12 protein-coding genes, 1 pseudogene and 1 riboswitch are annotated in these 12,085 nt (G+C 40.1%); of the genes and pseudogenes, 11 read left to right on the top strand and 2 right to left on the bottom strand.

The window, feature by feature from the left end; genetic code table 11:
* Positions 1-594: 594 nt before the first annotated feature.
* The 7 genes from ACTWP7_RS07115 (at position 595) to ACTWP7_RS07085 (ending at position 5,509) form a co-directional block, all read left to right on the top strand.
* Positions 595-1,443: a hypothetical protein gene (locus tag ACTWP7_RS07115; RefSeq protein ID WP_443122581.1), complete on the top strand. Its 849-nt coding sequence runs from the start codon at positions 595-597 to the stop codon at positions 1,441-1,443.
* 185 nt (positions 1,444-1,628) lie between these two features.
* Positions 1,629-2,651 carry a hypothetical protein gene (locus ACTWP7_RS07110; protein ID WP_443122580.1) on the top strand — a complete coding sequence of 341 codons (1,023 nt, stop codon included), beginning with the start codon at positions 1,629-1,631 and terminating at the stop codon, positions 2,649-2,651.
* Between the two features lie 17 nt (positions 2,652-2,668).
* Positions 2,669-3,292 carry a hypothetical protein gene (locus ACTWP7_RS07105; protein ID WP_443122579.1) on the top strand — a complete coding sequence of 208 codons (624 nt, stop codon included), beginning with the start codon at positions 2,669-2,671 and terminating at the stop codon, positions 3,290-3,292.
* 245 nt (positions 3,293-3,537) lie between these two features.
* On the top strand, positions 3,538-3,870 hold the full coding sequence (locus ACTWP7_RS07100; RefSeq protein WP_443122578.1) for a hypothetical protein: 333 nt from the start codon (positions 3,538-3,540) through the stop codon (positions 3,868-3,870).
* Entirely contained in the window at positions 3,863-4,456 is a 594-nt protein-coding gene (locus ACTWP7_RS07095) for a transposase (protein WP_443122577.1), read from the top strand. Before ACTWP7_RS07100 ends, ACTWP7_RS07095 begins: the two co-directional genes overlap by 8 nt.
* 32 nt (positions 4,457-4,488) lie before the next feature.
* Positions 4,489-4,632 (top strand): hypothetical protein, encoded by a 144-nt coding sequence (locus ACTWP7_RS07090; protein ID WP_443122576.1) that lies wholly within the window; start codon positions 4,489-4,491, stop codon positions 4,630-4,632.
* A 103-nt stretch (positions 4,633-4,735) separates the two neighbouring features.
* Positions 4,736-5,509 (top strand): hypothetical protein, encoded by a 774-nt coding sequence (locus ACTWP7_RS07085; RefSeq protein ID WP_443122575.1) that lies wholly within the window; start codon positions 4,736-4,738, stop codon positions 5,507-5,509.
* A gap of 51 nt (positions 5,510-5,560) precedes the next feature.
* Here ACTWP7_RS07085 and ACTWP7_RS07080 read toward each other — a convergent pair whose 3' ends face one another.
* On the bottom strand, positions 5,561-6,049 hold the full coding sequence (locus ACTWP7_RS07080) for a hypothetical protein (protein WP_443122574.1): 489 nt from the start codon (positions 6,047-6,049) through the stop codon (positions 5,561-5,563).
* 63 nt (positions 6,050-6,112) lie between these two features.
* A pseudogene (gene yfkAB / locus ACTWP7_RS07075) lies at positions 6,113-6,778 on the bottom strand (radical SAM/CxCxxxxC motif protein YfkAB); the annotation flags it as partial.
* Between the two features lie 1,207 nt (positions 6,779-7,985).
* Here yfkAB and ACTWP7_RS07070 point away from each other — a divergent pair.
* From ACTWP7_RS07070 to ACTWP7_RS07055, 4 genes are all read left to right on the top strand, one after another.
* On the top strand, positions 7,986-8,825 hold the full coding sequence (locus ACTWP7_RS07070; protein ID WP_443122573.1) for an SDR family oxidoreductase: 840 nt from the start codon (positions 7,986-7,988) through the stop codon (positions 8,823-8,825).
* Between the two features lie 57 nt (positions 8,826-8,882).
* On the top strand, positions 8,883-9,635 hold the full coding sequence (locus ACTWP7_RS07065; RefSeq protein ID WP_443122572.1) for an alpha/beta hydrolase: 753 nt from the start codon (positions 8,883-8,885) through the stop codon (positions 9,633-9,635).
* Between the two features lie 90 nt (positions 9,636-9,725).
* Positions 9,726-9,824: riboswitch (TPP riboswitch) on the top strand.
* A gap of 81 nt (positions 9,825-9,905) precedes the next feature.
* Positions 9,906-10,472: an energy-coupled thiamine transporter ThiT gene (thiT, locus tag ACTWP7_RS07060; protein ID WP_014642948.1), complete on the top strand. Its 567-nt coding sequence runs from the start codon at positions 9,906-9,908 to the stop codon at positions 10,470-10,472.
* 126 nt (positions 10,473-10,598) lie between these two features.
* On the top strand, positions 10,599-12,047 hold the full coding sequence (locus ACTWP7_RS07055) for a phospholipase D family protein (RefSeq protein ID WP_443122571.1): 1,449 nt from the start codon (positions 10,599-10,601) through the stop codon (positions 12,045-12,047).
* The last annotated feature ends 38 nt before the right edge of the window (positions 12,048-12,085 follow it).

The raw sequence follows: 12,085 nt of genomic DNA, 5'->3' as shown, positions 1-12,085 counted from the left end.
AATGCTCAAGTGAAATAAAGAAAAAGGGAAAAAATGCTCAAGTGAAATCTATAAAACTGCTATAACTATGTCAAGACTAAGAAGAAACTTTTGCCCTAAAATGGCTGTACCCCTTGTGGCTCTAAGGCTCAAGCCCCTTTTTCTATGTTCATAAAATACCCCAATCAAGCGATGTTATTCCCTATAAGATAAGAGATTTTCTATTAAGTCAAATATCCCTGTATCCCTTGAGGATCTAAGGATCATCCCTTTTTTACTCATATTTAATGCGGTAAAAACCTTTATAGATTTGGCTTAAAGGCAGTAATTTACTTTACAGATTTTATCCTTAGTCTTGGATTTTTACCTACTCCTACAGGTTTATGCCCTTTTTTCCTACCTATTTTTAGTTAAAAGTACTTTACAATATTCAGTTTTAAACCCTATTTACCCTATCTAGTAATAAAAAGAGAAATTTTTATCATTTTCTGCTGCTTTTTACTTTATTCTACCTCTCAGAGCTGAGCTATAAGTGAGGAGTTAGGAGACCTCAAAAGACTTTAAAGAGAGAGACAGGAGAGATGAAAATGATTACAGGATAAGGGGAGAATAAAGATGAGTCAGGAATTTATGCATATTGAAACAGGTGAAATAAAAAGTATTTCATCTTATAGGACAGAGGAGCAGGATCAGAAATATCAGGAGTACAAAAAGAGAGAGGCAGTCATTAACAAAAGTAACAATCCTTTTGTATTTACAGAGCAGACTGCTTTTGAGGGAGGAATATCTACATTGAAAAATAAAGATCTAGGATACTTTTTAATGATGCAGACTTATGTAGATTACAAAAACATGCTAAAGACTAAAGCTAATAATAAAAATCCAATGAGTCAAAAGGAGTTAGCTGAGGCATTAGATATTACTACTAAGACAGCAGGTAACTTAATAAGAAAGTTTGAAAAGCTGAGCTTGGTTTACAGAGATAAGGTTGAAGTGGCAGGTAGAAATAAAAAAGCAATCTTTATTGACTCTGATTACTGCTTTAGAAAAGGAGTAGGAGGAGAATTTAGTAACAGAAAGACAGATAAGGCAGTAAAAGTCTTTATTAGTAGTCTACAGGATGCATATAAAGAAGGGCTACAGCCTGCTGACATTGGATTTATCTATAAAACTATCCAGTTTATTCATTATGATACTAACTATCTTGTACTTAATCCTATGGAAAGAGATGGAGAGAAAGTACAGACCTTATCTCTAGAGGGATTAGCTGAGGTAATGGCATTGAGTGTAGAGGAGACAAGCAGAAAGCTAAGCTCATTAACTTTTGATGGTATGTACATCTTTGGAAAAATGAGGATAGGTAAGAAAGAGCTAATGATTAAAGCTAATCCTCTAGTATTGTACAGAAAAGCAGGAGAGCCTGATAAGGATCTTGTATCTGAGTTTGTATTCAATAGTAAGTAAAAATAAGAAATTTCCATCAAACTTTTTTAATTTTTTCTAGTTAAACACTTTACTAATGTTCATCCAGTAGCACTAGAGGGTGGAAAAGGTAACAGGCTATTTTAGTTAGTAGCTTGCTATCTTTCCTTAGTATTACACTACACTACATTTATAAGAAACTGAAAAACAGAAAGGAGCTACACAACATGGCAGATAAGCACACAGATCTTATTGAGGAGTATCTTGCAGAGATAATGCCTAGTCAGGCGATTGAACATGCTATTGCTTTTGGCTATTTAAAAGGTACTGACTCACAGATCACACAGACAATGTACTCAGAGAAAGCAGGTATTAACTCTAGGACTCTCAGAAAGTACATTGCAGAGAATAAGCAAGCATATGAGGAGGAGCTAGAGAGGGCTAAGGAAAATGCTGAGCCTGAGATTGACATTACTAGCTTAGACAGCAGGAGTTTATCAGAGGAGCAGATTGATAAGTTTATTGAGGTGTTGTATCAATCAGCTATCACAGGCAATGCAAGAGATAGACAGCTTTTGATTGACTTTACAGGCATGACTGCTACTGATGTTATGACATTTCAGAATACAAAAGCCTCTACTCTTAGATGGCATATCAGATCTACTCTCTCCACAATTAGTAAGCATATGGATGCTAAAGCCTTGGGGATCAATTTAGCAGAAAGCCCCTACTTATACAGAGGAGATAAGCCCAGTAATGGAAATACTCAAAACTTTGTAAATGCTGATCTTGAGGATGAGAGCTTTAAACTTGAGCTTATGTATTGGGGAATGGCTTTTATGTCTCTTTACAATCAGGTAGAGCATCCAGACCTACAGCTAGTATCTCAGGCAGTAAGGTTAGAAAGAATGGAGCAGGCGACAGCTCAGGAGATCAATAGAGCTGAGGTTAAGAAGTTTGAGGCAGGTAAAGACATTAAAGCCAATAAAAATCCTGCGAATGATGAGGCATTGTACAGCAAACTTAGAGAGGTTTATCCTGCTGAGCAAGCTGATGAAATGATACAAACAATGCAAGATGCTAAGAAAGTAACTAAGCCTCCTGAGGTAGACAAGGAGAAAGTAGAGCAGAGAGCTTCACAGCATGAGGACAAGTTAGAAGTACTATTGTCAGTAGAAGATGAGCTTAAAGCAATGATGAAAAAGGCAGATCTTAAAAACAGAGCAAGCAAATATAAAAACCAACAATAAAAAGGAGAATGTTTACTATGAATACACAAACAGCTATGAAAGATATGCAGGAAAAGATACAGGAGCTACTGACAGCTAAGGATGCAGTAGAGACAACAGTAGATAATATGGAGGAGCAGAAAGAGCAAGGAGATCAGTCTTTACAAGAAATGCAGGAGGATCTACAGAAGGCTCAGGTGACTAAAGAAACAGCTACAGATGTAACTGAGGTAAAAGATGCAGTAAGATCTATTAATCAACTAACTGAGGACATTGAGCTACAGGAGTCAGTAAATGTAGCTATGAATAACAAGGGTAAGAAAGAGCTATTTAATGTAGCTGATGAGTTTTATCAGGTTTTCAATCAATGTAAGCTCATGTATAAACCATTCTATAAATCAGTTATTGCAGAGGCATCTATCAATACTATTGATGCAGATATTGTCAAGATGGATGAGGTAGCTAAGCCTATTAATGCATCTTTTGGAGCTGTAAACAGCATCTTGACTGATAAGGGAGTTATTGAAAGAGGACAGAATCAGTTTAAGGGAAGTAACAAGCCTGTACATCTTAAACAGGTAGGTCTTGATACAGTAGATTTAAAGGAATTGAAAAGAGCATACCAACCATTAATTAATAAGTATTTCAGTACAGTTAGGTAAAGAGGTCAAAAGAGGTTAAAAGAGATCCAACTATTGTACAGAGACAGATCCTTCAAGGGGAGAGAGAGTTAGGAGCAATACACTACATCAGGAGACTACCAACATGGCACATGCAATTCTTGAGGGAGTTATTGTCCTATCTCTAATTAAGACTATGACACTCATTTTCAGTATTAAATCATAAGAGCAGGAGCAGGGCTTAAACAGTCTTGCTCTTTTTATATTCAGCGAGGGGAGAAACTAACATGATGAATTATAAATTTAACACTTGGATTCAATCAGGAGAGCAGGCAAAAGAGATCAGTAGTAAAGGGTATGACCTATTGAGGGCAGGTAATCAATCCTTTACAGGGCAGGTTATAGCCCACATTTTGTACAGGCATTACATTAAAGGGGATTCTTTCCATGTAATTAACAGAGAAAATAAAAGTATGCCTGCTAACATTATTAAGGGTATTCTAACAGGTACTTATAGTCCTAAAACCTTCAATGTTTTTATGGATCTAGCAGAAAATGAGACTGATACACTAGAGTCAATTTATTCAGATGTAAAAGAAGAGGGTGAGAATATTGGCTAAGTTAAACAGGCTTGAGTTTATGGATCTTAAAAGCAGATACTTGTCTAAATTAAGTGATAACAATATTCCAATGGATCAGGTAAAGCATTATATTTCTAAGGATATTACAGACAGCAAACAAGCTGAGAAGATGATTAAAGAGCTAGATAAAAAGTTTACAGAGATCAGGGAAGATGAGCTAGATCTACTGTTATTTGATGTATTAGAGATCTTGCAGGAGACACCTACTAAATGGACTGTAGATAAGGATAATAACTTGTATGTAGTTTATCCTCATCCAGTAATAAGTAATGACAGGATAACAGGAGTAGAGTACAAGCCTCACAAAAACTACTACTTTGAAGATGCTGAGCTTTTTGACAGGTACATTGCTCTACAGAATGCCATTGTTAAAAAAAGTAAAAAGAAAAAAGTATCAGGAGGCAGAGGCAGACCTTCTAAGTTTTCTACTGAGCAGATAGCTGAGTGGGCTAAGCTAAAAGATCAGGGCTACAGGTATAAGGATATAGCAGAAATTACTGATGTACATGCTACTACTATAGGTAGCTATGTAAGGAAATATAAAAAAGAGCAAAAGGCAGGGTAAAACATTCTATTACTTTAAAGGAGGTGAGAATCATGGCAAAAGGAATTAAAGTTACTCAATCAATAAATAAACAGTCAGCAAGATCTGTACAACCTGCAAAGGTACAAAGAAATGCAGGCAGGGCTACAGGATCTGCAAACAGGGCTCCAAATGGTAAAACAAGTACTGATAAATAAGAAAATATAAACAGTTAGATCAGGCAGGGTGTTTAATCCCTGTCTTTTCTTATGGATAAGAAGTCACACCAACACTACACAATAATAAAAGGGGAGCTTATAAATGATTAGATTAAATGCAGAAAGACTACAACATAGGGTGGAGCTAGTGAAGGAATATATGGATCTTGAGGGCAGTAACTACAATTTAGAGTCAGGTAGTATAACAATAGCTAAGAAAGTAGGAGAAGGATCTAGAAAGGCATCCATTACTACAGATGGATATGCTTACTACTCTTTAAGGGATGGATCTAGAGGCAAATATTATACAGTTTACTTACATCATATTGTAATGATCCTAGCTGATCCAGAGGAGTACATTATGCAGATGTCTAAAGATATGACTATTAATCATAAGTCAGGAGATAAGACAGATAACAGTCTGAATAATCTAGAATACCTGACATTAGAGGATAATCAGGCACATTCATACATTAATGGCTTAGGTCTAAGTAAAAGGTACAGGATAGAGGATCTGATTAGTTACAATGATGCTTATTGTATTTTAAGATCTTACTATGTAGATCAGGAGAGCATCAGGAATATTGCAGAGACTACAGATCTTACTGAGTCTGCTGTCAACAGGGTTGTAAGTGGGAAGGTATTTACTGGCATAAAAGCTATGTTTTCTGCTTTAAATGGATCTGTAAGAAACTCAGGAAATTCTACATTAAGAAATGGAGAGGTTAGAGACATTTTAAGCCTGTACTACACTTATAAAATGCCTCAGACAGAGATAGCTAAGAGGCACAATATCAGTAGATCCTCAGTAGCGATGATCTGTACAGGTAAAAGGTGGGCAAAAGTAAATAAGGAGTTTAAACAGGTGGGAGCATAAAAGCTCCTGCTTTATTAGTCTGAATGAATAAGGACTGAAAAGAGAGGTAGTTTATGCCTCTCCCTTTTTTAATGGCGCTATATAACTCTTAAGGTTTTCTCTTGGCTCTAAACCTATTTTAATCAAATCATCAATTCTTTCTAAAGTGATGGCTTGAGTAGCTATGTCTGTAGAAATATTTATATAAAAGGCTTGTAACTTTGTCATAGCAGGTAAGTCCTCCATCATTTCAATTATATCGCTGTGCTTTTCCCACTTATTCATTTTTAAATCCATTTGATAACCACTATCTCCATAGCTGAAAAAGTTAATATCTAGAGATTGCATTACTTCTTTAATTTGTCTTAACTTAATGAGGTTATATTGAAGCTCTTTTTCGACAGCATTTAAGGCAATCAGCTCTGCTTTTCTTTCTTGCTGTTGTATCCTTTGTCTCTGCTCTTCAAACTGCCTATTAAGATTGTACCTAGTATTTAACCAAGTAATTAATCCACCAATAACTGTACCTATAATCCCTGATAATAATGATATGTAGTCCACGCTAATCCTCCAATTAAGCAGTTTTTATGGTCTAAACTATTGACATGAGACTCTTTACATGGCATACATAGGATGCACTTCATGCCTGGCACATTTCATCTCGTTTACGTGGTCGTGGATAGCTTCCAGGTAAGGAAAAGTACGCCGGTTAAGCATCGTTTCAGCGGATACCATGACACCTTCATCGGAAAGGCGCTGGGAATTTTCAACCATTCGATCGAAATACATTTTACGATTATCTTCTGAAGGCTTTCTTTCCATACGGGCAAAACCGGTATGTATAAACTCTTCGATGGTCCCCCAGTTATGGGAAATGTGCAGCACATCCAGATACGGAATAATCGGGAGGTACCTTTTATAAGGCAGAGTTAAATTGGAATTGATCTGGGTGCGTACACCTCGGCTATGTGCATACTTTAATAGCGGAAGGACATATTGGTCGACTGATTTCTTAGACATCATAGGTTCCCCGCCTGTAATGCTTAGCGTTCGCAAGTGAGGAATTTCATCGAGACGTTCGAGGATCATGTCGATGGGCAGCGCATCTGGATCTTTATCTTGGAGTGTGTATCCGACCGCGCAGTGTTCACATCTCATATTGCACAGGGTCGTGGTAGTAAATTCTATATTAGAGAGTGTCATTTTTCCGTGTTCTTTTACGTCCATATAGGCTTCCCAGGGGTCGTATGATGGTGTGAGCTGGCGAAGGGTTGTGTTATTTTCTGACATTATAGGAAACTTCCTTTCTATCAATACGTTTCGTTCCGATTCAAACCTATCCTATTCTATCACTAATTCGTCCCCAGCCCCTATAATTCCTTTAGAAAAAAGTTCTGTAGAATACATTCGCAGTTCTTAAAGATAAGCTCCCGTTTGCGTAAGACTTAATTTCGAGATATTGGTATATGAGGATGGTCCTGCGGGGGACGATCTCGCTTTCCGGCCCTGCACGATGCAGGGTCGTTCGACGTTGCCACAGGACGTGGCGATCTTAGTCGAACTTCTTATATGTGGTAAGCTTCCTCAGGCTTCGCCTTCCGTGATCTTACCGATCATGTTCATCCCGCAGGAGTCTACATCGTCCCCTCCGGACCTTGCGAAATAGGGAGCTCGAAATCATGTTTGAAACACTCTGGTTTATGGTGGAGACTTCTTTAATAACGAGCTTCTCCTTCTGGATGAATCCTGCTATAGAAGCATTCGAGGCGGATCGAGCATCGCCCTATCGCTTATAGAAGGGGCCGTTCACTCTTCAATCATAGGGTGGCGAAGGAAACGACGAGACTCCCAGGTTAAAAGCGTAAGCACCTTGGTCAGCGTCGTATGGACTGGACTGAGCTGGCGGAGATAAAGAAAACACGAAGAGCGGAGCGATTCGATGTTGCCTTATCGTACAGAAGTGAGGGAAGTCTCACTAGACGCTAGGTGCTGGAGCTGGATAGCACTCCACGCCGTTTAGGCATTGGTTTATGATACACCTATCCTGAGTGTAAGAACGGGAGAAGGTGCTAGGCGAGACCCCACAGGGAGTGTTAACGACTGAGGAGGCTCATTTAAAAGGAGGATCGACTAAAGTCACCACGTCCTGTGGCAACGTCGATCGACCCTACGGTCGTGTAGGGCCTCAAATGTGGAATCACCCCGAAAGACACGACCAGCATAAGCCGACCATCAAAAGGATTGCGGTTTTTCAATCCGTTGATGAACGGCTTATGTCTCGAGTGTCTGGGTGATGGAACAAGTCGAGTTGTTTCCGTAGCCACCCTCATCGATTTTAGGCAACGGGCCCAAGTTATCTCGAAACTGAGTCTTCCACTAAACGTTCCTTTAGCTGAATAAGTTATCAAATTAGCAAATACTTAACGGGGTTATGAAAAGAAGGGGAACATGTTGGCTTTATAGAAATTCTAAAAGACGCTGATTAGGAGGCGATAGGATGGAAAAAACAGTTTTAATAACGGGTGCTTCAAGCGGTTTTGGTTTTCAAACAGCCGTAAAGTGCGCAGAACGAGGATTTCACGTGATCGCAACTATGAGAAATATGGATAAAGCTAAGGCATTTTTTTCAGGAGATATAGATGAAGAAATTACTCGACGCATTGAAGTCTGGCCACTTGATGTGACCGATTCTTTCTCATTATTTGAATTTGAAAATCGAGTGCAGCAAACGGAACGAATTGATATATTAGTCAACAATGCAGGATACGCTTTAGGTGGATTTGTTGAACAAGTTCCTATTGAAGCGTACAGACGTCAATTTGAAACGAATCTCTTTGGCGTCATTCGTGTAACCCAAGCCATTCTGCCAATCATGAGACGGCAGAAAAGCGGAAAGATCATGAATGTCAGTAGTGTGAGTGGTTTAATAGGCTTTCCGGGATTATCCGCCTATGTTGCATCCAAGCATGCACTGGAAGGATTTTCAGAAAGTCTGAGACTCGAGATGAAACCATTCGGCATCGATGTAGCACTAATTGAGCCAGGGTCCTATCAGACGAATATCTGGTCCTCCGGGATGGAACTTCCTGAGGAGGCCCACAATCCTGAATCCCCATACGCCGATTACATGAAAGATCTTTGGAAAGCCATGCAGCAGGGGAAACGGAGTGACCCTGGTGATGTGTCCCGGCTCATGACCAGGCTTGCCGGCAAAGACCACTTACCCAGACTGAGATACCCGATCGGCCCCGGTGTCAGGTTCAATATTATCCTGAAAAGGGTGCTGCCCTGGGCATGGCTTGAAAAGCTGATTCTGAGCCAAATACAATCCTCCTAGTTTCGTAATCCAAAATCTGGGTAACAGTACAGAAGGAAATGAAAGGGGAGATCGGTCATGGCAGAACAACCAATCATATTAAAAGGAGCAGAGGAAATCCGCTTCGAAGGGAATGAAGTAGGTATCCTCATCTCTCACGGATTTACCGGCACGAATCAAAGTATGAGACCTCTGGCGGAAGCTTATGCAAAAGAAGGATACACCGTTTGTGCTCCGCGATTAAAAGGTCACGGAACAACACCTGAAGATATGGAAACCACCTCTTATGAGGACTGGATCGAGTCAGTGGAAGATGGCTATCATTGGCTGAAAAATCGTTGCGACATGATTTTTGTGGTTGGTTTATCCATGGGTGGTACACTAGCTCTTCATATCGCAAAGAAATTCCCAGACATAAAAGGCGTGATTCCTATTAATGCGGCTATTAAAATTCCAGCAATGGAAGGAACGGTCGCTATGGAAGAGCGTTTTATAGATGCGATTGGTTCCGATATTAAAAATCCGGAAGTGGAAGAGCTGGCTTATGAGAGAACGCCTGTACGTTCAGTCAATCAGCTGCTTACCTTAATGACCCAGGTGGAAGAAGGGATGTCAGATATTCATTGTCCGATTCTAATTTTTGTATCGGATGAAGATCATGTGGTTCCGCCTCATAATTCAGAGATGATCTTTGACTCCGTTTTTTCTGAACATAAAGAAATTGTCCATTTAGAAAACAGCTACCATGTGGCTACGCTCGACCATGATCAAGACTTAATTATTGAGCGAAGTCTGGAATTCTTTGAAATGTACGCCAAGACAATGGGGTAACCATCAGATCGCCATTGGGTAAAAGAAAGATTAGTTGAAGATTTAACGGAAAACTACTATAATATGGAATATCAAGAAAAGTAACGGTATAAAGCCTTCAAGGGGAGCCCTCCGGCTGAGAGTGAACGATGTTCAGACCCTTCGAACCTGTCAGTTAATACTGGCGCAGGGATGGCGGCTTTTTTGATGGTGCAATGCAGTCGGGAATCCTCCATCAGGAAGCTTCCCTTTGGCATTGCTTTTTTTGTGTCTTTAAAAGGAGAGGATACAATGCAAAATAGACGAGTATTATTTATGGTAGAAGTGGCGATTTTCTCAGCCCTTGCCATCTTGCTAGATATTATTCCGTTTCTATCCTTTAAATTGTGGGCTCAGGGCGGATCGATATCATTTGCCATGGTTCCGGTCTTTATTATGGCCTTCCGCTGGGGTGTGAGAGGCGGAGTGTTAACCGGATTGTTACTGGGATTCTATCAGATCCTGACCGGGGCCATCATTATCACTCCTATGCAAACCGTGATCGACTACATTCTGGCATTTGCGGTCATTGGTCTTGCAGGAGTAGTAGCGAAACCATTGTGGAATTCGATTAAAGAAGATCATAAAAAGTCGTTAGTCATGTGGATAGCTATCGGCTGTCTTATTGGCAGTTCTCTTAGGTTTATCGGTCACTTCATTGCCGGTATTATATTTTACGGGAAATTTGCACCAGAAGGTCAGCCTGTTTGGTTATATTCTCTGCTCTACAATGGCGGCTATATGCTCCCTGCCTTTATCCTGAGTGCCCTTGTTGTCAGCCTGCTCTTTGTGAAGCGTCCCAAGTTAATCGTAAGATAAATAAAACCCTGACTAGAGTCCCTCTTTCTAGTCAGGGTTTTTAGGTGGATCCACCTATTATTTACCAGGTTTGAGCCAAAAGGATTAGGGCTAAACTGTAAAGTATTTAAAAAGGGGGACCGTAACGTGAAGAAACTTAAGAACTTACATAAAAGCAAGGTCTTTTGGATTATATTGGCATTTATACTCATACTTTCTATTACGATTGGTTATCACACATCCTGGAAGGCTCTTCCTGAAGGAGTTTCGTATGAGGGAGATGTTCATTCCATGGATGATATTGAGTTCTTTTACGATCTGACTTATGAGAATGAATCAGGGGAAACGGTGCACGACAGGCAGATCTTTCAGGAGTTAAATAACACGATTGCGGAAGCGGATGACTTTATTGTCGCAGACATGTTTTTATTTAATGGTTACACGAATGGAGAGAAAGATTTTCCTGCTATTTCAGAGAATCTGGTAAACGCCATTGTCCGTCAGAAAGAAGAAGTTCCGGATCTTAAAGTTGTGTTTATTACCGATCAGATTAACACGATTTATGGATCCTATGAATCGGAGACCATTCGCCGTCTGGAAGATGCTGGGGTAGATGTGGTTTTAACAAATTTGAATAAACTGCGCGACTCAAACCCTGTCTACTCCAGCATCTGGCGTCTGTTCTTTTCCTGGACAGGCACAGAAGGAGAAGGCTGGATCGGTAACCCACTGGCTAAAGAAGCACCGGATGTTACCTTGCGCTCATATTTAAAACTGCTGAATATTAAAGCCAATCATAGAAAGCTGCTCGTTACAGAGGATGCGGCTATGGTTTCGACAGCCAACCCTCATGATGCAAGTGGCTATCATGAGAATGCAGCGTTTAAGATGGAAGGTCCGATTATTAAAGATATCTTAGAGGCAGAGGAAGCTGTGGTCAATTATTCTGGAGAAGCTGACTTCCCAGCGTATGAAAACCGCTCCTGGGAGAAACAGGAAGGTAACTTAACGGCTCAGTTTGTTACGGAAGGAAAAATCTATCGCTCGATACAGCAAGAGTTGAAAAAAGCGGGAGAAGGCGATGAAGTGTGGCTCGGCATGTACTACTTGTCGGATCGCAAAATTATAGACCTTCTGGACAAGGCAGCGGATCGAGGGGCAACCGTCAATATTGTGATGGATCCGAATAAAAAGTCCTTCGGCCATGAGAAACCTGGACTTCCTAACCTGCCGGTAGCAGCGGAAATGCAGCGGCTTGGAAATAACAACATTAACCTACGCTGGTATGATGTCAATATTGAACAGTACCATGCCAAAATGCTGTATATTAATAAAGGAAGCGATAGTGTAATCATCGGGGGTTCTGCGAATTACACCCGCCGTAATCTGGCGAATTTAAACCTGGAAGCGGATGTGGTGATTAAAGGGAATTCAGAAGAGGACGTTTTTCAAGAGGTAGACCAATACTTCGATCGGATCTGGAATAATGACAGCGGCCATTACACAGCCGACTATGAGGAATACAAAGGGAACTTAACTCTTGTTCGCTACATTACGTATCATCTGCAAAAATGGACCTGGTTTACTACCTATTAAAAAAAAAAGCTCACTGACAGCGTCAGTGAGCTTTACCT

This window comes from Halobacillus sp. B29, assembly GCF_052246755.1.
In the GTDB taxonomy this organism is placed as follows: Bacteria; Bacillota; Bacilli; order Bacillales; family Halobacillaceae; genus Halobacillus; species Halobacillus halophilus.
Note: the sequence above shows the minus strand (reverse complement) of the source record. Positions and strands in the feature narration are given on the sequence as shown.